20 protein-coding genes and 1 riboswitch are annotated in these 25,039 nt (G+C 53.6%); of the genes, 12 read left to right on the top strand and 8 right to left on the bottom strand.

All coding sequences use genetic code 11. The features are described from left to right. Positions 1–33 precede the first annotated feature (33 nt). A complete protein-coding gene (locus E1162_RS15790) occupies positions 34–1,257 on the bottom strand; it encodes an MFS transporter (protein WP_155133097.1) in 1,224 nt (407 codons plus the stop codon). 408 nt (positions 1,258–1,665) lie between these two features. Between E1162_RS15790 and nadA the strand changes: the two genes are divergently transcribed. The 4 genes from nadA to E1162_RS15770 all read left to right on the top strand — a co-directional run bounded on the left by nadA (position 1,666) and on the right by E1162_RS15770 (position 6,169). Next, complete coding sequence (nadA, locus tag E1162_RS15785) at positions 1,666–2,718, top strand: quinolinate synthase NadA (RefSeq protein ID WP_257099078.1); 1,053 nt, start codon at positions 1,666–1,668, stop codon at positions 2,716–2,718. 134 nt (positions 2,719–2,852) lie between these two features. Then, the gene (locus E1162_RS15780) at positions 2,853–4,487 is read left to right on the top strand and encodes an L-aspartate oxidase (protein WP_155133091.1); all 1,635 of its coding nucleotides are present in this window, start codon (positions 2,853–2,855) and stop codon (positions 4,485–4,487) included. Then, a complete protein-coding gene (gene nadC / locus E1162_RS15775; RefSeq protein ID WP_155133088.1) occupies positions 4,487–5,347 on the top strand; it encodes a carboxylating nicotinate-nucleotide diphosphorylase in 861 nt (286 codons plus the stop codon). Before E1162_RS15780 ends, nadC begins: the two co-directional genes overlap by 1 nt. Before the next feature lie 378 nt (positions 5,348–5,725). After that, the gene (locus E1162_RS15770) at positions 5,726–6,169 is read left to right on the top strand and encodes a glyoxalase superfamily protein (protein ID WP_155133085.1); all 444 of its coding nucleotides are present in this window, start codon (positions 5,726–5,728) and stop codon (positions 6,167–6,169) included. A gap of 78 nt (positions 6,170–6,247) precedes the next feature. Here E1162_RS15770 and E1162_RS15765 read toward each other — a convergent pair whose 3' ends face one another. Continuing rightward, positions 6,248–6,544: a hypothetical protein gene (locus tag E1162_RS15765; protein ID WP_155133082.1), complete on the bottom strand. Its 297-nt coding sequence runs from the start codon at positions 6,542–6,544 to the stop codon at positions 6,248–6,250. Between the two features lie 75 nt (positions 6,545–6,619). Beyond that, positions 6,620–8,299: an electron transfer flavoprotein-ubiquinone oxidoreductase gene (locus E1162_RS15760; RefSeq protein ID WP_155133079.1), complete on the bottom strand. Its 1,680-nt coding sequence runs from the start codon at positions 8,297–8,299 to the stop codon at positions 6,620–6,622. A gap of 377 nt (positions 8,300–8,676) precedes the next feature. Between E1162_RS15760 and E1162_RS15755 the strand changes: the two genes are divergently transcribed. The 5 genes from E1162_RS15755 to E1162_RS15735 all read left to right on the top strand — a co-directional run bounded on the left by E1162_RS15755 (position 8,677) and on the right by E1162_RS15735 (position 14,440). Beyond that, complete coding sequence (locus E1162_RS15755; RefSeq protein ID WP_155133072.1) at positions 8,677–9,618, top strand: uracil-DNA glycosylase; 942 nt, start codon at positions 8,677–8,679, stop codon at positions 9,616–9,618. A 160-nt stretch (positions 9,619–9,778) separates the two neighbouring features. Continuing rightward, a complete protein-coding gene (locus tag E1162_RS15750) occupies positions 9,779–10,639 on the top strand; it encodes a S49 family peptidase (RefSeq protein ID WP_155133069.1) in 861 nt (286 codons plus the stop codon). Between the two features lie 39 nt (positions 10,640–10,678). Continuing rightward, the gene (locus E1162_RS15745) at positions 10,679–10,891 is read left to right on the top strand and encodes a hypothetical protein (protein ID WP_155133066.1); all 213 of its coding nucleotides are present in this window, start codon (positions 10,679–10,681) and stop codon (positions 10,889–10,891) included. A 216-nt stretch (positions 10,892–11,107) separates the two neighbouring features. Continuing rightward, positions 11,108–12,037: a glycine--tRNA ligase subunit alpha gene (locus E1162_RS15740; RefSeq protein ID WP_371311997.1), complete on the top strand. Its 930-nt coding sequence runs from the start codon at positions 11,108–11,110 to the stop codon at positions 12,035–12,037. A 204-nt stretch (positions 12,038–12,241) separates the two neighbouring features. Further along, positions 12,242–14,440 (top strand): beta-glucosidase family protein, encoded by a 2,199-nt coding sequence (locus E1162_RS15735; protein ID WP_155133060.1) that lies wholly within the window; start codon positions 12,242–12,244, stop codon positions 14,438–14,440. A 284-nt stretch (positions 14,441–14,724) separates the two neighbouring features. Here the strand turns inward: E1162_RS15735 and E1162_RS15730 are convergent, their stop codons facing one another. Next, positions 14,725–15,549 carry a M55 family metallopeptidase gene (locus tag E1162_RS15730; protein ID WP_155133057.1) on the bottom strand — a complete coding sequence of 275 codons (825 nt, stop codon included), beginning with the start codon at positions 15,547–15,549 and terminating at the stop codon, positions 14,725–14,727. A gap of 186 nt (positions 15,550–15,735) precedes the next feature. On the opposite strand from E1162_RS15730, the gene alaE reads away from it, so the two are divergent. From alaE to E1162_RS15715, 3 genes are all read left to right on the top strand, one after another. Continuing rightward, entirely contained in the window at positions 15,736–16,152 is a 417-nt protein-coding gene (gene alaE / locus E1162_RS15725; protein WP_155133054.1) for an L-alanine exporter AlaE, read from the top strand. A 278-nt stretch (positions 16,153–16,430) separates the two neighbouring features. Continuing rightward, positions 16,431–18,668, top strand: coding sequence for a glycine--tRNA ligase subunit beta (glyS, locus tag E1162_RS15720; RefSeq protein ID WP_155133051.1), 2,238 nt, complete (start codon positions 16,431–16,433; stop codon positions 18,666–18,668). A gap of 112 nt (positions 18,669–18,780) precedes the next feature. Beyond that, on the top strand, positions 18,781–19,236 hold the full coding sequence (locus E1162_RS15715; protein ID WP_155133048.1) for a GNAT family N-acetyltransferase: 456 nt from the start codon (positions 18,781–18,783) through the stop codon (positions 19,234–19,236). A 27-nt stretch (positions 19,237–19,263) separates the two neighbouring features. Here the strand turns inward: E1162_RS15715 and E1162_RS15710 are convergent, their stop codons facing one another. The 4 genes from E1162_RS15710 to E1162_RS15695 all read right to left on the bottom strand — a co-directional run bounded on the left by E1162_RS15710 (position 19,264) and on the right by E1162_RS15695 (position 24,980). Then, positions 19,264–19,746 carry an Mpo1 family 2-hydroxy fatty acid dioxygenase gene (locus E1162_RS15710; RefSeq protein WP_155133043.1) on the bottom strand — a complete coding sequence of 161 codons (483 nt, stop codon included), beginning with the start codon at positions 19,744–19,746 and terminating at the stop codon, positions 19,264–19,266. Positions 19,747–19,901: 155 nt separating this feature from the next. After that, entirely contained in the window at positions 19,902–21,494 is a 1,593-nt protein-coding gene (locus E1162_RS15705) for a Na+/H+ antiporter NhaC family protein (protein ID WP_155133040.1), read from the bottom strand. Positions 21,495–21,580: 86 nt separating this feature from the next. After that, a riboswitch (Lysine riboswitch) is annotated at positions 21,581–21,780 on the bottom strand. 184 nt (positions 21,781–21,964) lie between these two features. Continuing rightward, a complete protein-coding gene (locus E1162_RS15700; RefSeq protein WP_155133037.1) occupies positions 21,965–24,256 on the bottom strand; it encodes an NADP-dependent malic enzyme in 2,292 nt (763 codons plus the stop codon). A gap of 34 nt (positions 24,257–24,290) precedes the next feature. Further along, positions 24,291–24,980, bottom strand: a complete 690-nt coding sequence (locus E1162_RS15695; protein WP_155133033.1) for a ceramidase domain-containing protein — start codon at positions 24,978–24,980, stop codon at positions 24,291–24,293. Between the last annotated feature and the right edge of the window lie 59 nt (positions 24,981–25,039).

The raw sequence follows: 25,039 nt of genomic DNA, 5'->3' as shown, positions 1-25,039 counted from the left end.
CATCGGGTGACCAATGCGTCAACTTGCCTGTGTTTACGCTAAGGCAGTTTTTGCTGGAGATACCGCCGTTTCGCGGATTGGCCAATGGATGAGCGCTGCCAGAATACCTAGGGCGATTCCAAGCCACCAGATTGGATCGTAGGAGCCCGTCTCGTCATAAAATTTGCCGCCCAGCCAGATGCCAAGGAACGAGCCGACCTGATGGGAGAAGAAGACGATGCCGAACAGCGTTCCCATGAATTTCGGACCGAACATCACCACAACAAGGCCAGAGGTTGGTGGCACCGTTGATAGCCACAGTAGCCCCATGACCGCAGAGAAAACGAGAATGCTGGCTGGCGTGATCGGCAACATTATGAACGCCAGAATGGCCACTGATCTTCCTAGATAGATCAGCGAGAGGAAGTAAGGCTTCGAATAGCGCCCACTGATAAAGCCAGAGGCAATAGACCCCACGATATTAAAGAGGCCGATCAGCGCCAGAGCCCACGCGCCCCATGCCGGTGAAAACCCAAGATCAGAGATGTACGCCGGCATATGAACGGTGATGAAGGCGACATGGAAGCCGCAGACGAAAAAGCCCGCTGTCAAAAGAAGGTAGCTGCGCGTCTTGAAAGCCAGCGCCAGTGCTTGAGGTAGATTTTCAATTTCACCGCTGTCCTGCGCAGGAGTGCTTTGAGCATTGCCTCTAAGCGGAATGACCAGAATTGGCAGCAGTACGAACAAGCCAGCCAGCACCAACAAGCTCTGCTGCCAACCAAACCCGTCAATCAGTGCTTGTCCAAGTGGAGCAAACAGAAACTGACCAAAGGAACCTGCCGCCGTACCAAGGCCAAACGCGATGGAACGCTGCTGGACAGGGATAGTGCGAGCGAATGCAGACAGAATAATACCGAAAGAACTAAAGCCAATGCCCGCCCCCATCAACACACCCGCGGTCAACTGGAACTCCAGTGGCGAGGAAACCTGCGTCATAAGATAGAGGCCAGCAGCATAAAGAACCGCGCCGATGATAACCGTACGGCCAACGCCAAACTTATCAGCAATCGCGCCTGCCAACGGCTGCGCTGCGCCCCACGCAAGGTTCTGGATTGCCAAGGCCATGGCAAAGCTCTCGCGAGTCCAGCCATGCTCCATCGTCATTGGAGACAGATACAAACCCATCGCTGAGCGCGGCCCAAAGGAGATCATGGCGATCATACAGCCACAGAAGATAAGAAGCGCTGTGTAAGCGGCATCCGAGCGGGTCGTACTCATATAAAATTCCTAGAAAATAGAGAGGATCAATTACCCACTACTTTAACCGGACGCATAAAATAAGTGAAATTACAAATATGAATGACATTCATAAGAAAAGCTTCTAGATGCCAAATAGAAGCACCTTGTAGAAGCCGCTGAGTAATTTTTTGTTTGAGACGGCATTTTACGCAAAATTGCAGGCAATTAGACAGGTTTCCATCAGCGAATTTTAAGTTGGAAGAGCGAGAAAACCTTTGCTTTCCGAAGTTCAATGCTTATATATGCACCAAATGAGCATAAGGGCGGCTTAGGCCGCAATTTTTATTGACCCCCTTTTGCTCAAAATGAGCATATGTAGCTGAGTAGATCGGGTCGCCAAAGGAACAGCGCATGAGAGCCCTCTTGGACAAGGCAACGCAAGAAGAAATGAAAACAACAAACGCGTCAGCAACAGGCGCTGCGCGATTTGAAACAATTGCGTATCCAGACCTTGCCTACACCCCAGAAGTAGCCGAGGCCACTGCCGAAGCCTATGAGAAGGTCAAGGATTTCATTCCGGCCATTGAATGGGCTGCCCTTGCGCCGTACATCCACGCCATCAACAAGATCAAGAAGCAGCGTAACGCGGTTATTCTGGCGCATAACTATATGACGCCGGATATCTTCCACGGCGTTGCCGATATTGTTGGCGACAGCTTACAGCTGGCCAAAGAAGCAACCAAAACCGACGCTGATGTGATTGTTCAGTGCGGCGTGCACTTTATGGCCGAGACCTCTAAGATCCTCAGCCCGGAGAAGACCGTTCTTATCCCTGATATGGATGCCGGTTGTTCCCTCGCTGAATCCATCACCGGCGCTGATGTACGCAAGCTGCGTGAGCAGCATCCGGGCGTGCCTATCATCACCTATGTGAACACTTCTGCCGACGTAAAAGCGGAATGTGATATCTGCTGTACCTCTTCCAACGCTGTGCAAGTTGTGGAAGCAATGGGGACAGACAAAGTTATCCTCGTTCCTGACCAGTATCTGGCAGCGAACGTTGCGCGCCAGACAGACGTTGAAGTTCTGACCTATGCAGGCTCTTGCGAGGTGCATGAACGCTTCACCGCACAGGAGCTGCGCGACTACCGCCAGATCGACAAGGACGTGAAAATCATTGCCCATCCTGAGTGCCCGCCAGAGGTAGTCGATGAGGCAGATTTTGCTGGCTCCACCGCGCATATGATTGATTGGGTTAAGGAAAATCAGCCTGAGAAAGTTATGCTGATTACTGAATGCTCCATGGCAGACAACGTTGCCTCTGAAACGCCGGGTGTGAGCTACATCCGTCCGTGCAACCTGTGCCCGCACATGAAGCGCATCACCTTGCAGAAGATCCTTGATACACTGGTCAATATGTCCGGCGAGGTTGTGGTTGACCTTGATGTCGCGGAAAAAGCGCGAGCATCTGTTGAACGCATGATTAATCTCAAGAACTAACTAGTCCTGCGGGTCTGATTTGGGTAAAGTGCCGCCCGTTTTGAAATGTGCGGCGGCTTACCACCTCCCCAATTTCGTGCAGCGTAGTTATACGCTGCACCAAACCCGAACTCCTGAAGCAGAATTGAGCGCCAATGACTCAAGTTTCATCTTTGCTGGCCCCCGCTGTTGTCAACGGCGGCGTGGATGACGTTGTTATTCTCGGCGGCGGTCTTGCCGGTCTATTTTGTGCCCTTAAGCTGGCACCGCGTCCGGTCACCATTGTAACCAACGCCCCAATTGGCGGCGGCGCTTCCTCTGCGTGGGCGCAAGGCGGTATTGCAGCAGCTGTGGCTGATGGTGATACAGCTGAAAAGCATGCACTCGATACACTGGAAGCCGGTGACGGCATCTGCGTGAAAGCGATTGTAGAAGGTATGACCAGCGATGCGGCGGACCGCATTCGCGACCTTCTTTCCTATGGCGTGCCTTTCGACAAAGATCTGGCTGGCAAGCTGGAACTTTCCCGCGAAGCGGCGCACTCGGAAAACCGTGTTGTACGCGTGCGTGGTGACATGGCAGGCAAGGCGATTATGGAGGCGCTGGTTACAGCTGCCCGTAACACCCCTTCCATCCGCGTTATCGAAGGCTACATCGGTTGCGAACTTCTTCGCGACGGCCGCTATGTAACCGGCATCACCGCACGTCGTCGTGGCGGCACCCAGCGCATCACCATTCCTGCAAAGGCTGTGGTTCTTGCATCCGGCGGTGTTGGCCATCTTTATCGTACGACAACGAACCCGATTGAAGCGAACGGTCACGGCCTTGCAATCGCCGCAAGTGCTGGCGCGCTGATCTCCGATGCGGAGTTTGTGCAGTTCCACCCAACAGCTCTTAACGTTGCGCTTGACCCTGCCCCACTTGCCAGCGAAGCGCTGCGCGGTGAAGGCGCTATTTTGGTCAACAGCAAGGGCGAGCGCTTCATGGAAGCTCTCCACCCACTTAAAGAGCTGGCACCACGTGACGTTGTTGCCCGCGCGATCCATAGCGAAATCGCTCGCGGCGAAAGCGTTTACATGGACACCCGCAGCGCCATCGGTGCGAAGTTCCCTGAACATTTCCCGACTGTTTATGCAGCGTGTGAAGCAGCAGGCATCGACCCTGTTACCCAGCTTCTGCCAATCAGCCCGGCAGCTCACTACCACATGGGCGGTGTGCTGACTGACGCTTCTGGCCGTACCTCCGTTGACAACCTCTGGGCTTGTGGCGAAGTAGCTTCCACCGGCGCTCATGGTGCAAACCGCCTTGCTTCCAACTCTCTGCTGGAAGCTGTTGTGTTTGCAGCTCGTATTGCTGAAGACATTTCTGGCCTGATGCCTCACCCACGTGTTCACCACTGGGCAGAGATCGACGACAGCGAAGATCAGGATTCCCGCCGCAACCCTCAGGAACGCGCTGTTGTGGACCTTATCCGCAACAACATGTCCAAGCATGTTGGTGTTGTGCGTGACAGAGATGGCCTGCAGGCAGTTCTTGCGCTTCTGGGTCAGGCTGATGCGATGTGCCGCCGCGCATCCATCCGCAACATGGTTACAGCTGCAAAAGTTATCACTGGTTCTGCGCTTCTTCGTGAAGAAAGCCGTGGCGGTCACTTCCGCTCCGACTTCCCGATAAAGAACCCAGAGCTGGCAAAACGCTCTACTGTTACCATCAAGCAGATCAACGAACTGGTGAAAGAAGCGCAGGCTTCTGAAGCTGGTCAGGCAGCGATTAAAGCTGAGGGTCTATAATGTTGGCATCCCTTCCAACACTCTCGCAGATCAAGGTGGACGACGCTGTTAAGGCAGCTCTGCTGGAAGACTTCGGCCGCGCAGGTGATATCACTTCGCAGGCAACCATTCCGGCGGAAGCTACTGCCCGCGCAGCCATCGTCAGCCGTCAGAATGGCGTTCTGGCCGGTATTGATCTGGCAATCAGCGCCCTTGCCCAGTGCGATCCCGACTTCGAGATCGACGTTCTGGAAGAAGACGGCGCGTTGCTTGATCCGGGCAGCGTAGTCATGCGCATTGAAGGCAACGCTCAAGCGCTGCTTTCCGCAGAGCGTGTGGCTTTGAACTTCCTTGGTCACCTTTCCGGTATTGCGACTGCTACGCATGCGTTTGCAAGCAAGATTGCCCATACAGATTGCCGTGTAGTGTGTACCCGCAAAACCACTCCGGGTCTGCGTGCTTTTGAGAAGTACGCAGTGCGTTGTGGCGGCGGTGCAAACCACCGTTTCGGTCTGGATGATGCGATCCTCATCAAGGACAACCACATTGCGGTTGCTGGCGGTGTGGTGACAGCTATCGAGCGCGCCCGCGCATTCGCTGGTCACCTTGTACGCGTTGAGGTGGAAGTGGATACACTGGATCAGATGCGTGAAGCGCTAACGGCCAACCCTGACGTGATCATGCTCGACAACATGGGCCCAGACATGCTGCGTGAAGCGGTACGGATCAACGATGGACAGGCTGTACTGGAAGCATCAGGCGGCGTGAACCTCTCTACGATTCAGGCGATTGCCGAAACCGGCGTTGACCTTGTTTCCGTTGGCTGGATCACCCACTCCGCGCCAGTGCTAGACCTTGGTCTGGATATCGAGATCCTCTGAACCCGCTTTAGAGCTTGAAGATTTGAGCCTTCCGTTTGAAAGAACGGGAGGCTTTTTTATTGCAGGGATCGCCGGATATAAGATCTGCGCTTTCGGCTTGCCCAAATTGACAAAGAGAACAAGGCAGAGCACAAGCTCACGTCTTGCTGTCATGCCGGACTACGATCCGGCATCCAGAACAAGCGGTTCCACCACCTCTTGACAATACGTATTCCTCATCCCAAATATGCGCTCAGGATGCTGGCTCCTGCCGCTCGCGTGCCGATTATGGCATTGGTGAAGACAGCCTTAGAGTTTTCTTGAATCGACCCATTGTTTTGCGGGTTGATGGAAATGCGAGCCCCATCATGCAGCCCCCGCGCGACATGAGGTATATTCATGACACAGGCACTTCCTACCCTTACGGGTGTAAAGACGCAGGCTAAACGCCTTCGCACAAGTCTTGCTGACCAAGGCACCACCGTTTCCCACTCCCAGTCGCTGGAGCTTGTTTCCAAGCAACATGGGTACCGTGACTGGAACACGTTTGTGGCAGCTATTGGCGACCAGTCTCCGGTTTTCTCACTTACTCCGGGAGCTCGCGTTAACGGCACCTATCTTGGGCAGGCATTTACTGGAAAAGTGGTGAGTGCATCGCTTCAAACCAATGACCGCACACGGCTTAGCATTCAGCTTGATCAGCCGGTTGATGTGGTGAGCTTTGACAGTTTTTCCTCGTTCCGTAGCCGCATCAACGCGACTGTTAATCCGGATGGAAAGACCACCGAAAAGCGCTCTGACGGCGAACCGCACCTTGAGCTGGATTTGGCGAGTATGAACTAGCGCTTCTGCTATTGATGCAAATACAAAAAGCGGCCCCGTTTGGAGCCGCTTTTTTGGTTTCTCGTGATTAAAACAAATTTATCTCGCAAACCAAGAAGGGCATTCCTTTAGGGAGCTATCACTATCCAATATATCTCGTAGGTTCTTCAACATATAGACATTGAACTCATCTGCCGCATCTGCGGCATCCATCGTCGAGGGAATGATTCTGCTCGCACGCACCGCTTCACGCATAACAATGCGAACACCACGCTCGGAGTACACATAGCTGTATTTTTTTGCGTGCGAGGTATCTGAATTTGCAGCCAAAGAAATGGAGTTACTCAAAATAGCAGTTTGAACAATCCATAGGAACTCTTCTTGCTTAGTCATCATAAAGTAAAACTCCATCATCTGAGAAGCGATGGGTAAAGAAGCATTTAACCCACCGCCACCAATCAAATACTTCGATTACATGTTCGGATAGTTCGGGCCACCTGTTCCCTCTGGCACAGTCCAAGTGATGTTGCCGTTCGGGTCTTTGATGTCACAAGTCTTGCAGTGTACGCAGTTCTGGGCGTTGATCTGGAAGCGTGGCTCCTGACCATTTTCTTCAACCCACTCGTACACACCAGCCGGACAGTAACGGTTTGATGGACCATCGAACTTGTCATGCTCGGACAGCTTCTGAAGCGCTTCATCACGCAGCTTCAGATGGATCGGCTGATCTTCCTCGTGGTTCGTGTTGGATAGGAACACAGAGGAAAGTTTGTCGAAGGAAATCTTGCCATCCGGTTTTGGATAGGCGATCGGCTTGCACGCGCTTGCAGGCTTCAGGCTCGCCGCATCCGTTTTGGTGTGATGCAGAGTGCCGAAGAACGAGAAGCCGAACAGCTCGTTGGTCCACATATCCATACCGGAAAGCGCAGTGCCGAGCATGGTGCCGAAGCGGGAAAGCAAAGGCTTGGCGTTGCGAACCTTTTTCAGGTCTGCGCCGATCTCGCTTGCACGCCACGCAGCATCGTAGGCATCCAGCTCCTTATGGCTCTCGCCAGCAGCCAGAGACTCCATAACGTGCTCAGCAGCCAACATGCCGGAGAGCATTGCGTTGTGAGAGCCCTTGATGCGCGGCACGTTCACAAAGCCTGCGGAACAACCGATGAGAAGACCGCCCGGGAAGGACAGCTTCGGTACTGACTGGTAACCACCTTCGGAGATCGCGCGAGCGCCGTAGGAAATGCGCTTGCCACCTTCAAAGACATCGCGAATTGCCAAATGCGTTTTGAAGCGCTGGAACTCGTCAAACGGAGACAGGTACGGGTTTTCGTAGTTGAGGTGCACCACGAAGCCGACGGCAACCTGATTATCTTCAAGATGATAGAGGAAAGAACCGCCACCGGTCTTGTTGTTCAGCGGCCAGCCGAGGGTATGCTGTACAAGCCCCGGCTGATGCTTCGCTGGGTCGACCTCCCAAAGTTCTTTGATACCGATACCGAATTTCTGCGGATCGCTGTCGCGGTCCAGATCGAACTGGTCGATGAGGGTCTTTGCGAGGGAACCGCGCACGCCTTCTGCGATGAGAGTGTATCTGCCAAGCAGCTCCATACCACGCATGTAGCTGTCTTTTGGCTGGCCATCACGGCCAACGCCCATGTCGCCGGTCGCAACGCCGATGACCTTGCCTTCATCATCGTAGAGCACTTCAGCAGCAGCAAAGCCCGGATAGACTTCCACGCCCAGCGCCTCGGCCCGTTCTGCCATCCAACGACACACATTGCCCAGAGAGACGATGTAGTTGCCGTGGTTATCCATGAGCTTAGGCATCATGAAGTTTGGCAGGCGCATGGAACCGGCAGGGCCAAGAACAAGGAACTTGTCCTGCTTTACCTGTGTTTTGATAGGTGCGCTATCGTCTTCGCGCCAGTCAGGAATGAGCTTATCGAGACCAATAGGGTCGATAACCGCACCGGACAGGATGTGCGCGCCGACTTCAGAACCCTTTTCAAGAACGACAACGCTGATATCTTCGCCGCGCTCGTTAGCCAGCTGCTTGATACGGATTGCAGCAGACAGACCCGCAGGACCTGCGCCGACAATCACAACGTCGAATTCCATAGACTCGCGTGGAGGAAGGCCCTCAGCCTCAACCATATGCTTCTCCCTCTCTGCCCGACCCTTCTTGCAAATTCGCGTATGCCAGAAGATGGGCAGTTTCCCGAGACGGAAGCCCCCTCCGAGCACTCCGCCAAAAATACCTTAGTTTTTCTTTAGTTGAGGGAAACCCCTCATGCAATGAGATTAAGGTCCCATTTTTGCAGTGCGATCTACGTTATGCCGTAGGGGCGTGCGAACGACTGGCTAGTTCTCCACACGTAGACGGTGATAACTTATGTTTTTACGCATGATTGGTCCTACAGACCTATGAAAAGCACCGCAACGGGGTAAGTTGCGACTTTGTGGAATGAGGCAGTGTTATAAAGTACTGCGCTTATCCCTCACGGTACACTAGCTGGATGTAAACACGGGTAATGACAGAAACGCACGAAATAGATTCGGCTCAACTTGAGGCCTATCTGGAGTTTCTGGTGGCAGCAGGCTTTGACTGCTGTCTAGACGATGCCCCTGTTGATCGCTTTACCGTTTCTGCTGAAGTCGCCCGTCAGCCAGCCAGCGTTGCATCTGCAATGCCGTCAGATTTTCGCGAGCCTGAGCAACCGCGCGGCCGCACCGTATCCGTTCCAAATCGCCCGCCAGAAGACTTTGATGCCCATAAAGCAGCACAAACGATTTTGCAGCGACAGAAACAGATTTCTGATCAAGCAGGCTCTTCTGTTGCCCCTATAGGGTCAGGCGCGGTGGTGCCGGATGCACAAGCGGTATCGTCTGCCCGTGAGATGGCCTCCAAAGCCGGATCGCTGGATGAACTGCGGGCAATTTTGGCAGACTTCCACGGCTGCAATCTTCGCCTCACTGCAAAGAACCTTGTGTTTGGCGACGGTAATCCGAATGCCCGTGTGATGTTTGTTGGTGAAGCTCCGGGCCGCGATGAGGACCTGCAAGGCGTTCCGTTCGTGGGCCGCTCTGGTCAACTGCTTAACCGCATGTTGGCAGCAGCAGGCATGGAGCGTAGCTCGGTCTATATTGCCAATGTTGTTCCGTGGCGCCCACCGGGGAACCGCGCCCCTACCCCGCAAGAAACAGAGATCTGCCGTCCGTTCATTCAGCAGCAGATCGAGCTTGTGAACCCTGACTTTGTGGTGTTCCTTGGCGCTGCCTCTGCCAAGACGCTGAGCGGTGCCAGCGAGGGCATTCGCCGTCTTCGCGGACGCTGGATCAGCTATGCAAGTCCAGTTAGAGAAAGACGGGCAATGGCGACGTTCCATCCGGCCTATCTACTACGATCTCCGCTTGAAAAGCGGTACTCTTGGCGCGACCTGCTCGCCCTAAGGGAAGCATTGGCTGATAAGTAACTGATTTTCCGGTTTCACTGGCTCTAGTGCGCTTTAAACGTGTGGGCAAGTTGCCTTTGGCGCATCTTCTTTAATTCTGCCTCTTAAATCCGCGCAGAATGTTCCTATATTGGTTGGCGTACCACAGTTTAACAGTGTTGGAACGGGAGCGCCTCAAGCCATGATGAACTCGCTGCGAAAATACCTTCCGGGTAAGATGGGTCAGATCAAACCCGTTGTTCCGGTTGTTCGCCTGCAAGGAGCAATTGGCGCGCCCTCAACATTCCGCAAGGGCCTGAATATCGCCAGTGTGGCGCCGCTTCTGGATCAGGCTTTCAAGCTAAAAGACACGCCTGCCGTTGCCATTGTGATCAACTCGCCAGGCGGGGCACCTGCCCAGTCTCACTTGATTTACAAGCGCATTCGCCAGCTGGCTGAAGAACACAACAAAGACGTTCTGGTCTTCGTTGAAGATGTTGCGGCATCCGGCGGCTATATGATCGCGCTGGCAGGGGATGAGATCTACGTTGACCCAACCTCCATCGTCGGCTCTATCGGCGTTGTTATGGCAGGCTTTGGCTTTACCGATCTGATCGACAAGATTGGTGTTGAGCGCCGCGTTTATACCGCCGGCGAAAAGAAGGTTACGCTGGACCCGTTTGCCCCTGCAAAAGAAGATGACATTGAATACATCAAGTCGCTGCAAGGCGAGATCCATGAAGTCTTCATCGATATGGTCAAATCTCGTCGCGGTGACGTACTAAGCGACGACAAGGACATTTTCTCCGGTCTGTTCTGGACCGGACACCGTGCCCATGAGCTGGGACTGGTAGATGGCGTTAATGACCTCTACTCAGTGCTGCAAGAGCGGTACGGTAAGGATGTGAAACCCAAATACCTCAGTGCCAAACGCGGTTTTTTTGGCAAGGTCATGACAAAGTCAAATTTGGGTAGTCAGATCCACGAGGTTTGCGAGACACTTCCCGCCTCTGCTCTGTCTGTTGTTGAAGAGCGTTCGCTCTGGGCTCGTTTTGGCCTGTAGAGCGAGAGTGGGGACAGGAAGAAGAAAAGGAAAAGCTGGATGACCGAAGTATTGGGTGCTGCTGCTCTGTTTGCTGGTGGCTATGCGATTTACAAAATGGCTAAGAAGAACGCCGAGCGTTTTCGTGAAGCCATGAACCAAGCCAAGCCTGCACCGGCCTACGCCTACGCAAAGGCACGCCGTCCGCAGAATGATTACCCTACCCTCGTACAGGATCCGATTACCGGTAAATACCGCCCGATCGAGCGTTAATTTCCACCTGTTATCCATAGGGCTGCGCCTGTTTCTTTCGAAACCGGGGTTCCTTTTCCATTTTGCTGTTTGGAGGAGGCCCTAAACGTGCGGCAATGCTTGACCTTGGCTGCTGGGCATGGCACCTGTCCTGCCAATGTATTTGCGCGGTGCCAGCGCTTACCTGTTCGATTTTAGGAAGCTAAACAGATGTCTAACGACGCCGTTCCTGCTCACATGCAGCCCACCAAGTCCTTTCAGGGTCTTTTGCTGACTCTGCAGAAGTTCTGGGCCGATAAAGGCTGTGTCATCCTTCAGCCCTATGACATGGAAGTTGGCGCGGGGACGTTCCACCCTGCTACCACTTTGCGCTCCTTGGGCCCTCGCCCTTGGAAAGCAGCATATGTGCAGCCATCCCGCCGTCCAACCGACGGCCGCTACGGTGAGAACCCTAACCGTCTGCAGCACTACTATCAGTTTCAGGTAATCCTCAAGCCTTCTCCTGAGAACCTTCAGGAGCTGTACCTTGAGTCCCTGCGTGCCATTGGCATCGACACCGAAATCCATGACGTTCGCTTCGTAGAAGACGACTGGGAAAGCCCGACTTTGGGTGCTTGGGGTCTTGGCTGGGAATGCTGGTGTGATGGCATGGAAGTTTCCCAGTTCACCTATTTCCAGCAGGTTGCAGGCTTTGACTGTAATCCGGTTTCCGGTGAGCTGACCTACGGTCTTGAGCGCTTGGCCATGTACGTACAGGGCGTAGACAATGTTTACGACCTGAACTTCAACGGCCGCGAAGGCGATGAAAAAGTCACCTACGGTGATGTTTTCCTTCAGGCTGAACAGGAATACTCCCGTCACAACTTCGAATACGCTGACACTGCGGTTCTATTCCGTCATTTCAAAGACCACGAAGAAGAGTGCATTCGCCTTCTGGAAGCTGGTGAAAAGGCGATGGAAGAAGCTGGTGATGGCATTCATAAACTGGTTCTGCCAGCTTATGACCAGTGCATCAAAGCATCCCACGTCTTCAACCTTCTTGATGCACGCGGCGTAATTTCCGTGACCGAGCGTCAGAGCTACATTTTGCGCGTACGAGAGCTTGCAAAAGCATGCGGTACCGCATTCTTGAAGACTGAAGCAGGCGGCGTAAACTACAAAGGTTAAGCCCCCTCTGCTTCTTGCAGCTTTATTGAATTCAAGCCGGAGGAACCCCTCCGGCTTTTTTGTTTCCAGCCCTTTGATTGCGCTCATATTTTCTGGCTAAATATTATTAACAAGGCCGGATTTCACTCCCTGTATTGAGCAGTTTCGCTCAGCGTTCGCCCCGTCCTAGAGTGCTCTCAAGAACGAGGCCGTAAGGGGCAATGAGTGACAGGCGAGCGTCAAAACAGCGTTATTGTGGAACCATCCGAACACGAAGCACCTGAAAGGGTCGCTGACGGTTTTGGTCCACATGTGCCTAATCTGGAGCACTTCGCTCGTGAGCTACTACAAAGCCTTGATGACAGTGAAAAGCTTGCTCTGCGCTCCAGCGGCTTGCCGTTTTGGGCAGGTCTTCAGGAGATGCTTTCCGCCTCGCGTGGGCCGCCAGTTTTTCAAGCAGGCGCTTTGCCAGACCGGAACATTCCCGGCCTACGCTATATAGCAGGGCCTAAAGGTATCACGGCAAAGGGAGCAACAACGTTTCCCGTTCCCATAGCGCGAGCGGCAACTTTTGACAGTGACTTAGAAGAACGTATCGGTGCTGTTATGGGCTATGAAGCCCGCGCCTGCGGCGCAACTTTCGTTTCCAGTGTTTGCCTTAACCTTCTCTATCACCCTCGTTGGGGCATGGCTCAGGAGAGCTATGGAGAAGACCCCATTGTTACAGGTGAAATGGGTAGCGCTCTTGCTCGCGGCATCCAAAAGCACGCGATGGCCTGCGGCAGGTACTTTACCGTCGGCATAAGAGAGCGCGCGAAGTTTACTGGCGATACGATTATCGGGCGCCGTGCGCTCCATGAAATCCACCTGCTCCCGTTCCGCATGGCGGTAGAAGATAATATTGCAGCGGTGATGTGTGGCTACAACCGTGTCAATGGAACGCTATCCAGCCAGAACTCCATGCTATTGGAGCATATTCTTCGGGAGCATTGGGGCTATCAGGGAATGGTAGTCACGCCGTTCTTATTTGCCATTGAAGACGCTCATGAGGCCATCGCAGCGGGTGTAGATGTCGAGCTGCCCTTCCAAGGAATGATGCACAGTGTCCTTCAAGGCATGAATGATCCGCATTCACAAGAACGCAGCGCAAGCCGCGCATTACTGCCCCAGCTCAAGCATCTAGGCCGTGGGCAATACAGCCGTAAAGAACTGGGCAATAGTGCCGCCAGAAAGCTGGCGCAAGAAGCCGCTGAAAAGTCTCTCGTTTTGCTGAAAAACGAAGGGGATGCCCTCCCCTTGGACGACATCAGCTCTCTCGCTGTTATTGGCGTCATGGCAGGTGAGCCGAACCTTGGCGATAGCGGCAGCAGCGCAACATTTCCCGAACGCACTATCAGTGCGCTGAAAGCTATGAAGCGGAACTTTAGCCACCAGCTCAACATCATGCATACGCGGGGTACAGACCTGGCTGATGCCAGCAAGATCGCAGGGCTGGCGGATGCTGCTGTTGTTTTCGTTGGCCTTGCTAAAGGAGAGGAGGGAGAACACGTTCCCCATAACCTCTATGAGCTTGTCGAGACGCGCATACCATCGCCGGAGACCACGGAAGACGCCCGCACAGCTCAAGCTTTCCAAAAACTCTACAGTGATAAACGCAAGCCCACTAAGCTGGATGGCGGCGACCGCGATCATTTGCGCCTCAGTCTTCACGACAGGCGTTTGATAGAGGCAGTTTGCGCTGTTAACGCCCGCTGCATTGTTGTGGTGGTAGGAGGCGGGCCAATCGTGACAGGCGACTGGCAAGACCTGCCTCAGGCGATCATTCTCAATTGGTATTCCGGCCAAGAAGGCGGCATCGCCCTCACCCGACTGCTTCAAGGGCTCGTAAACCCAAGCGGTCGCTTACCCTTCGCCCTTGCCCGCCGGGAAGAAGATTACCCCGAATATCCGCAGAACACGCCTCGTGACTTTATCGAGCTTTGGCACGGATATCGGCGCATGGATCGGGAAGGCATTATCCCTGCCTTCCCCTTTGGCTTCGGGCTCTCCTTTACCCAGTATCGCTACAGCGAGCTGAGTATTCGCCACAATGGAGAGCCCGAAACTCCTGTTCTGCTTGCTGATCTCATGGTTGAAAACACCGGCCTGATGGATGGCGAGAGTGTAGTGCAAGCCTATGTTCACACGCCACATTCCGGAATTGAGCGCCCTCCAAGGGAGCTTAAGGCGTTTCAACGCGTGGCAGTGAAAGCTGGAGAGAAGCAGAAAGTCACTCTGACGATCCCTCTTTCGCGACTTGCGTATTACTGTGAGCAGTCTGACAGACTTCTTCTTGAACCGGCGACCTATGAGTTATTCGTTGGGCAGCATAGCCACGATCCCGATGGGCTTATGGTGCCTTTCACTCTCAGCGATGCGGGTTAGGTGTTGCTATCGCGAGCAGCACTTGCGGCACTTCTAGAGCAGCTGAGAGGCTTGATGGCTGAAGGTTTAACTGGCGCAAAGAACTATGGCGCTAGCTGCATGACTTGAACAACCCCGCCCAATAACCTTTAATTGGCAAACAAAAAGGCGCAGGCATTCACCTGCGCCACTCAGTTACTAGAACTGAACTAGAGCTTCGAGAGCGGAGCAATGAAGACTTAAGCTTCAGTATTGCCCTCGCCTTTTTAAAGGAACTCTCAGCAGCTCACTACAAGCGAACTTGTCTACTTGAGCGCACCAGCAGACATCCACATGAATGCCAGAAGTACGGCAATCGCTTCCTTGTAGGATGCTGCCTGATAGCGGACAGCCTGAGCACCTGCACGCTCAACAGTTGGAACGAAGCAAGCGATGTCAGCGAGGACCTGCTTGTTGAGGTGAACGGTTACATCCAGCGGTGCCGGCGTTGGAACCGCAGCTTTGCCGGTCTTTGCGCTAGCAACCGCCTCGGTTACCTTCTCTTCAATCAGCTTGCGGGCGTTGGTTGGCGACAAGCTATGGGCGGAAACGGCGCCGATTGCCTTCTTCACCACGATGCACTCAGCTTCTGGAAACTGTACTTTGGTTTCAGCTGCAAGCTGGTCATCACCGCTTACAGCCAGAAGAGGAACGCCGATTTCAGCCGCATGGCCAGCAAACAGAGCAGTCTCGCCCATCTGCACACCGTTAAACTCGATCCGGCGGAATGCACCACCGCTGATGGTGTGAGCAAGAACGCCGATATGATCAGCAGATGCATGGTAGCCGATGAGGATCGCGCCATCGAAGGTCTTATCGATACCATGGATCATGGAAAGAGCGCGGCCTGAGCCGTTGATAACGCTTGCACGCGGGTCCAATTGCTCGCTGAGCATGTTGTGCATCGGACCATGGGAGTCTGCCACGACCACCTCGGTTGCGCCGCCTGCAAAGGCACCGCGAATGGCAGCGTTGGCTTCTTCCGTCATAAGGCGGCGTGCAGCTTCATATTCCGCGTTGCCACGTCGGCCCTGCTCTACTTCGCAAACGCCAGCCACACCTTCAATATCGACACTAATAAAAATACGCATTGGACCCCAAGCGGTAAGTAGGAGAGCGCCCATTTTGGGCTAAAGGAAAGGTGGTTCCTTGTATCACCTTACAAGACTTGGGAAAATGGAGATGTCTACTCCCTGTATTTTCCTCAAGGGACCTTTATCGAAGTGATTATGGAGCTGGGCTTAACTTTTCCTACCGGAATCAGATAGGTGGGAGGCATGTATGCCTTTCTCGTTGATACCATTGCCACGATTGTCTTTTTCACCATTGCCGCTGCTACAACAGAGCTTTTCATCGCGGGTATGGAACCGATGCAGGTTGTTATGACCCGCGCAATCATGATCCCCATGATGATTGCAACCGGTAGGCCCTATGGCCTTTGGCGCGATTGGGTATTTGCCAAGCTGGCGCCTAACAGAACTCTTAGTCGTACACTTGTGGATGTGGCCGCTTTCATCAGCTTTCAGGTTCCGGTTTATGTCGGTGCGCTTGTTATCTCCGGCACAGGCGTGAAGGAGATCGCACTGGCCGTAAGTTCCGGCATTTTCTTTATGGTACTTGGCAGTAGACCGTTTGGCCTTTTTCTGGAGCTAGTTCGCAAACTGGCAAAGGTGCAGGCAGCGCCCAGCAGTTAAGGCGTACAATTTCAGCGGAGCTAAGAAGGTTTTTCCTCTTCCCCGTAAGTCACAGCAAGACACCTCAAAACCGGTGGGTATGAGAGATAAAATCCGCAGGATTGGTTAAATTACGCCTCTTTAACGGAGCTCTTGCGAAGCTTGCCTGCCTTGGCGTCGTAAAACCTGCGAAAAGTAGACACGACTATTGAATAAGGGGTGACTTTTTGGCCTAGGATTGCTAGGCACTAGCCCAATATTTGTTAGAAACGATCACCATTTGAAGGCGTGTCTCTCCAATGCCCGACCTACTCCTAGAGATCTTTAGTGAGGAAATTCCTGCCCGCATGCAACGCCGTGCAGCAGAGGATTTGAAGTCCCTCCTGACCAATGCTCTTGTTGACGCGGGCCTGACCTACGAAGGGGCCAAGGCGTTCGCAACTCCGCGTCGGCTTGCCCTGACCGTCGCAGGCGTGTCCAAAGCATCCCAAGCAACTCGTGAAGAGCGTAAAGGCCCGCGTGTTGGCGCTCCCGAGAAAGCGCTGGAGGGGTTCTTGAGAGGCGCAGGCCTGTCTTCTATCGACGAAGCACAGATCCAGTCTGACCCGAAAAAGGGTGATTTCTACGTCGCGGTTATCGAAAAGCCGGGGCGCGAGGCAACCGAGATCATTGCCGAGGCTATGCCGGTCATTATCCGCAACTTCCCATGGCAGAAGCCGCAGCGTTGGGGTTCAGGCAGCCTGAAGTGGGTTCGCCCGATGCACTCCATCGTTTGCACCTTCGGTCCTGAAACCGAAGAGCCTGAAGTGATCCACTTCGAGATTGACGGCATCAAGTCCGGTAATGTCTCTCGTGGTCACCGCTTTATGGCACCGGATGCTTTTGAAGTGCGCCGCTTTGATGACTACGTCTCCAAGCTGGAAGCCGCAAAGGTTGTTCTGGACGCTGACCGCCGCAAAGACATCATCCTAAACGATGCCAAGAACGCTGCTATGGCACTGGGTCTAGAGCTTGTTGAAGATGAAGGCCTTTTGGAAGAAGTGGCTGGCCTTAACGAATGGCCAACCGTGCTGATCGGTTCCTTTGAAGAAGAGTTCCTGCAGATCCCTGATGAAGCTGTACAGCTGACCATTAAGGTGAACCAGAAGAACTTCGTTCTGCGTGACCCGAACTCCGGCCGCCTTTCCAACAAGTTTGCGCTCACCACCAACATCATTGCAAAAGATGGCGGCGAGCAGATCATTCACGGTAACGAGAAGGTTGTTCGCGCTCGCCTTTCTGACGCGAAATTCTTCTGGGATGCCGATCTGAAGACCAAGCTGGAATCCAACAACGCCAAGCTCTCCGACATCGTGTTCCACGAAAAGCTCGGTACTGTTGCAGCGCGTGTTCAGCGTCTTGAAAACCTTGCAGCAGAGCTGGCTCCGCTGGTTGGCGCAGATGTTGATCAGGCAAAGCGTGCAGCCCGCCTTTGTAAGGCTGACCTTGTCTCGGCAATGGTCTTCGAGTTCCCAGAACTTCAGGGTTTGATGGGCCGTTACTATGCAGCAGCTCAGGGTGAAGATGCAGCAGTAGCGCAGGCGATTGAAGATCACTACAAGCCAGCAGGTGCTTCTGACAGCGTTCCTAACAACCCTGTTTCCGTTGCAGTTGCCCTTGCAGACAAGATCGATGTTCTGACCGGCTTCTGGGCGATTGACGAGAAGCCAACCGGCTCTAAAGACCCTTACGCACTGCGCCGTGCTGCGCTTGGCGTTATCCGCCTTGTGCTTGAAAACGATCTGCGTTTGCCACTGCGCCATGTGCTCGTGCAGAGCCTGCGCCGCAACCTTGCGGACATTGCTGCAGCACGCGGTGAAGGTGCACTTGCTGACCTGCCGTTTGTGAAGGAAAGCGAAAAAGCCGGCCATGTCATTAAAGACGTGTTCGCTATGGTTTCTAAAGCGGCTGACGTTGTTCTGGACAAGATCTCCGAAATCGTACCAGAAGCGCCAATGGAAAAGGGCCTTATCGACGACCTGCTATCCTTCTTTGCGGACCGCTTGAAAGTGGTTCTGAAAGACAAGGGCGTACGTTATGACCTTATCGATGCGGTTTACGCACTTGGTGATCAGGACGACATCGCACTTATCGTTAAACGCGCTGATGCGCTGGCAGAACTGCTTGGCAGCGAAGATGGTGTGAACCTTCTGGCGGGCTACAAGCGTGCGGCGAATATCCTTCGTGCGGAAGAGAAGAAAGACGGCAAAACCTTTGATGGCGAAGCTGAAGAAGGCCTACTTGAAGAGCCTGCAGAGATCGAACTGACCAAGGCGATCAACGTTGCCCTCACCTCTTTGTCTTCTCTCATTGCAGCAGAAGATTATTCCGGCGCTATGGCAGAGCTTGCTAAGCTTCGCGCTCCAGTGGACACCTTCTTTGAAGATATCCATGTGAACGCAGAGAAAGCCGAGATCCGCGACAACCGCTTGAGAATTCTCTCCCAGATCCGCGGAGCTGTACACCAGGTGGCAGACTTCTCCAAGATCAGCGGTTAAGCGACACCCGCTTAAGGAAGACAAGAAAAGGCCCGAAGGTACGCTTCGGGCCTTTTTATTTTGTGCTATGCTTGCTTCTAGGCTATCGGAAACCAGCCATGGAGAACTGCCCATGGGAACAGGTATCAGGCGAGCGCAGCATAAAGACATCGAATGGGTGCAGGAGTGCGCCAACCGCGCCTACACCATTTACGAGGCGCGGATAGGCAAGAAGCCTGCGCCGATGTTTGCGGACTATCATGCGCAGGTCGGTGCTGGCATTTTGCATATTCTGCGAACTGACGGAGAAGACTGCGGCTTTATCGTTGTCTACCCGCAGGATGATCATCTCTTCATCGAAAACATCGCGGTGCACCCAGTCCACCAAGGAAAAGGACATGGCAAAACGCTGCTGCACTTTGCAGAAAAGCTAGCTCAGAAGAATGAGCTGAATGCCATTGAGCTCTACACCAACGAGCATATGAGCGATAACCTCTCGCTCTACTCCCGCCTTGGATACGAAGAGACCGAGCGGCGGGAAGAAGACGGCTACAACCGCATATATTTTAGAAAGCGGCGCATGTCCTAGCCCTGCACCGCTTCCAATGTGGCGAACCTAGTAGGGAATGCCGATCTTCTTATAAAGGAACGACAGAAGCCACGCTGGCCCTACCAGCAGGAACTGTACGTCCTTAAAGAACGACGGCTTTTTACCTTCAATCTTGTGGCCGATGAACTGACCAACCCACGCCACAACAAACACGATGAGCGCTGTTTGCCAAAGCGGTAGCGGGCCAGAATAACTGGCGTTAATGGCGATACAGATGCCCGAGATAACGGCCATGCCAAGCGCTAGCGTAAAGCTGAGCGTCAGATAGTAGATGAATGCCAGAGCGATCACCAAGGTGCACCAGTTAAGGTAAGGCACAGCTTCGAACATGGCAGGTGTTGGAATGCTCCAGAGCAATGCTGTCACGGTCCAGACAATAACTGGAACGCAGATCCAGTGGATCAGCTTGTTCTGATGGTTTTGGTGGCTCTCGCCGTATTCTGCCAGCAGTCGGTCTATCCGGCGGCTGTTTGTATTGGATACTCCCATGATTCCCTCCCCAGTTTCATGGAGCGATCATGGTGCCGTAAAGGGAAAGCGCTTTCAAGTTGCCTCTTAGGATCGGTTTTCGCGCTGTCAGGCAATAAAAAACGGGAGGCCCTTTCGAGCCTCCCGCTTCGTTGATTTGATTGGTATGTCCGAGCTTATTCAGCTGGAGCGGCTACCGTATCGCTTGCATTGCTAGCAGCAGCGCGGCGAAGGCCGAGAACCAGAACCACGAGGCCAGCAGCAGCAGTTGCAAAGCCGATAAGCTGGGAACCGGTGAAGCCAATCACGATGAACGCAACACCAGCAACCACTGCTGCCAACAGTGCATATGGCAACTGGGTGGAAACGTGGTCGATGTGGTGACAGCCAGAACCGGTGGAGGACAGGATGGTGGTGTCGGAGATCGGAGAGCAGTGGTCGCCGAATACGCCGCCAGCCAGAACTGCCGCCATTGCAGGCATCATCAGGGTCGGGTCAAGTGCTGCGGACATGTTTGCAGCAATTGGAAGCATGATAGCGAAGGTGCCATAGCTGGTGCCGGTGGAGAAGCCAGCAGCTGCTGCAAGCATAAAGATGAGCACAGGCAGCAGGCCGGAAGGCAGGTTACCTTCTGCAAGGCTTGCCAGATACTTACCGGTTTCAAGGTCGGACACTACAGCTGCGATAGACCAAGCCATGAGCAGGATGTAAACAGCTGGCAGCATGGACTTCATGCCTTTCCCGAGTGCGATCACGATATGGGAAACCGGAGTGCTCTGAGCAAGCAGCGCAACGATGGTTGCCGCTACAGTGATCATACCGGAGGTGACCATTGCCCAAGAACCGTTTGCGTTTTCCAAAGCGCCGATTACGGAGAATGCTTCGCCCTTACCGTTTAGGCCCTGAGTACCAGAGTAAAGCATCAGCGCTACAACGAGAACCACGAGCATGATGAGCGGGCCCATGAAGCTGAGAACACGGCCGTTGTCTGCTTCTGGAAGACCAACTTCTTCGCCTGCTGGAATGCCCTTTTCAGGATCCCACAGCTGACCACGAGCAGCGCGTTCTTCAGCAGCAGCCATTGGGCCAATATCCAGACGCATCACAGCAACGCAGATCAGCAGCGCAAAAGCGGTGAGCGCGTAGTAGTTCATCGGGATCAGCTGAACAAAGATGGACAGCGGGGTTGCATCGGTAAGCTCGTAGGTCACCAAAAGACCAGCAAGCAGGGACATGATGTACGCACCCCAAGTGGAAATTGGAGACACAACGCAAACAGGTGCGGAAGTGGTGTCGATGCAGTAAGCGAGCTTTTCGCGGGAAACGCCGTAGTGATCGGTTACAGGACGGGCAGCGTTACCAACGAGCAGTGCGTTGAAGTAGTCATCGATAAAGATAACAACGCCCAGACCAATGGTGAGCAGCTTTGCGTCACGACCACGGGAAATGCGGGAGCGAGCATATTCTGCCAGAGCGCGGGTACCGCCACTGATGGAGATCAGTGCCATCAGTGCGCCCATGCAAAGCAGGAAGCCAATGGTGTTCAGGTTCCAGACCTGAAGGGAGCTACCGTCCCAGAACAGATTGGTTGCGCGGCGAACGATTTCGGAGGATGCAAAACCAACGGAAAAATCAGTGAGCATAAACACGCCGAGGAGAATACCAACGCCGAGCGAAATAAGAGTTTTACGTGTCACAATCGCCATGGAGATTGCGACTACAGGAGGAAGAATGGAGAATGCCGAGTCGGCGTAGCTCACGAGTGCCATCGTTTATACTTCTTGTTCTCAAACGATGGAGGCTGCTGAACGACCTTTTTGGTCGTGGATGTAAACGCCGAGCAATCTCAGCTTTTTACTCCAGTAGCGCTCCATAGTCATTGTTGCCCCCGCAATACGGGGTTTAATTCCTATGACAGTGCTACATCTGTTAAATGCAGCCCCAGGATACGGAGATGGCTCTCCCAAAATCCTTCGGCATCGTCTCCTTTCCTTTGGCCTCTAAGGGTCCCCCCTCTTCCAAAGTACTGATAGGCAATGCACCTCTACTTGCTCCCCTTTCGGGGGATGGCCACTAATGACCATGGCATACCTTGGCAAATCAATATGGAGAAAACACCTATAAGGTGTATTGAGGATGACTCTCGCAGCGTAAAGAAACGCGAAGTTGCTCATAAAAAGCAAAACCGGCTCTGCCGTTTAGCAAAGCCGGTTTCAACTATTCTATCGTGAAATGAAGCCTATTTCGCGGACTGTGCATCCACAACCGAAAGCGCTGTCATGTTTACAATACCGCGCGATGTAATCGACGGCGTGATGATGTGAGCAGGCTTTTTCGGGCCAAGCAAAATTGGGCCAACGTGAAGCGCTTCTGTCATTGCCTTGATGAGGTTCATGGCAATGTTTGCCGCGTCAAGTGTTGGGAAAACCAAGAGGTTTGCAGGCCCTGAAAGCCGTGGATTCGGCATGTAGCGTGTCAGCACATCCTCGCTCAGAGCGGCATCGCCGTGCATCTCACCGTCCACCTCCAGCTCAGGACAACGCTGGCAAAGCAGTTCCAGAGCCTCACGCATTTTGCGAGCCGTCTCGGTATTTCTAGAGCCGAAGTTGGAGTGAGAAAGAAGGGCTGCGCGCGGGGTGATACCAAACCGCTGGATCTGGCGTGCAGCGGCCTCGGTGATCTGCGCGATTTCCTCAGCGCACGGGTTCCCCGTTACGTAGGTATCTGCAAGGAAGAATGCGCCCTTGCTGTTGATAAGCAGGGAGAGTGTCGAGAAGTCGTCCACCTCTTCCTTGCGACCGATGATGTTGGAGATATCGCGCAGGTGCTTTTCAAATCGCCCCTCAAGACCGGTAATCAGTGCGTCAGCCTCGCCGCGATACACCGCCAAAGCGGCAATCGCCGTATTGTTGGTGCGTACGATGGTTCGTGCAGCTTCCGGCGTTACGCCCTTGCGGCCAACCAGTGAGAACAGAGTATCGACATAATCGCGGTAACGAGGGTCATCCTGCGGATCGACGTATTCGAAGTCCTTACCCGGTCTGATCTTCAGACCGTAGCGCTCACAGCGGCTTTCCAGAACGCTTGGGCGGCCAATAAGAATTGGAGTTGCAAGGCGTTCTTCAATGATCACCTGAACAGCACGCAGCACGCGCTCGTCTTCACCGTCGGCATAAATCACACGTTTAATGTCTGATTTCGCCTGTTGGATGATCGGCTTCATTACAAGGCCAGAGCGGAACACGAACCGGTTCAACCGGTCCATATAGGCTTCAAAGTCTTCAATCGGACGCGTCGCAACGCCTGTTTCCATCGCAGCTTTTGCAACGGCGGGTGCAATGCGCAGGATCAGGCGGTTATCGAATGGCAGTGGAATGAGGTACTTGGGACCAAAAGTCTCCATGTTGCCGCCGTAAGCCTTGGCAACAACGTCTGTTGGCTCTTCCCGTGCTAGCTCTGCAATGGCCCGAACGGCTGCAAGCTTCATTTCCTCGTTGATGGTTGTTGCGCCGCAATCCAGCGCGCCACGGAAGATGTAAGGGAAGCAAAGGACGTTATTGACCTGGTTCGGGTAGTCAGACCGGCCCGTGCCCATCATCACGTCATCACGAACGGCCAGCGCTTCTTCCGGCATAATCTCAGGGTTCGGGTTGGCAAGGGCCAGCACCAGCGGCCGTGCTGCCATTTTGGCAACCATTTCAGGCTTCAACACACCGGCTGCGGAAAGACCGAGGAAGACATCTGCCCCTTCGATCACATCGTTTAAGGTGCGCTTGTCAGTCTTCTGGGCGAAGACGGACTTCCATTGGTCCATGAGGGCTTCGCGGCCTTCATAAACAACGCCTTCAATGTCGGTTACCCAGATATTCTCGCGTTTAGCGCCAAGAGAAACCAGCAGGTTCAAACAGGCTAGAGCTGCAGCACCCGCACCAGAGGCGACGATCTTAACGTCCTCGATGGATTTGCGCGAAAGCTCCATGGCGTTGCTAACTGCCGCTGCCACGATAATGGCCGTTCCATGCTGGTCGTCATGGAAGACCGGAATATTCATTTTCGCCCGCAAGCGCTCTTCGATCTGGAAACACTCTGGCGCTTTGATGTCTTCCAGATTGATACCGCCGAAGGTCGGTTCCAGAACCGCAATGGAATTGACAAAATTATCGACGTCGCGCTCATCTACCTCGATGTCGAAAACATCAATGCCTGCGAACTTTTTGAAAAGGACCGCCTTACCTTCCATGACTGGCTTGGAGGCAAGCGGGCCGATGGCCCCAAGACCCAGAACTGCGGTGCCGTTGGAGATGACGCCGACAAGGTTGGAGCGAGCTGTATAAAGCGCTGCCTTATCAGGATCTTTTGCTATTTCGCGGCAAGGCGCGGCAACACCAGGCGAATAGGCCAGCGCGAGATCTCGTTGGTTTCCAAGCGGTTTGGTTGCCTGTATTTCAAGTTTACCGGGTCTTGGATATTCGTGGTAAAAAAGGGCGTTCTCGTCCAGATTGCCGGATTTAGGCTTGTTATTTTCTGTCATTCGTCAGCTCTTGCCAGTCCCATATATGACTTTATCAGCCCGCTCTTTGCTGCGCAGAAGAAGAAGTCAATTTACGTTCCGCATGCACATGGTACAGGATCAAAGCGCGAGTAAGTACGTATAGTACAACCGCGTTCAGCATATGCCACAGGAAATGTGTACCAATGGGGAGTGAAGCACAGATTTGCGTGTCCATTGTGCGCAAAAATAGAGAAATGGTGAACACAATGCCTGCCAGCAAAAAGGCTGGTGAAACATTCCTTTGCGTAAAACTGGTTATTAATGCAAATGCGAATATCGCCAGTAGTGCGGGCACATAGCCAGCAGATGAGCCCACGTATGCGCCGAACAGCATTGGGCCGCTGGAAAGGAACGCGAAAAACACCAGCACCCCTACCAGCCCCCAATACCATTTGACATGCAAGAAGCGGGTGAAAGCGAAGTAAAAATACACCAGCATAAAGATGGTTATTGGGATGGTGTCCGAGAGCATCGCCCAAATGGTTGCGTAGGTATGAAATAGAAAAGAGCCTATGCCGATAATTGCGATAATCGCCATGAGCAACAGGGGCGCCCAGTCTCTACTTTCTTGCTTGCGCCACAGTAGGAAAAGCGCAAAGGCCGCGATGATAAAAGCAAGGTTGGTTATGGCATTCAGCGGTTCAGACCAGAACGCAGCATTGGTCCGCTCGCAGTAATGATTGACTTGCGCCATTAAATCCATCGTGCAGCCCCTCCCCACGGGATTAATCTCGGGTAGGCTAACAGCTGGAGGGCGCCGCG

Source organism: Pseudovibrio flavus, from assembly GCF_009711345.1.
GTDB classification, from domain to species: domain Bacteria; phylum Pseudomonadota; class Alphaproteobacteria; order Rhizobiales; family Stappiaceae; genus Pseudovibrio; species Pseudovibrio flavus.
The sequence above is the reverse complement of the archived record's forward strand: the minus strand, read 5'-3'. Positions and strand labels throughout refer to the sequence as shown.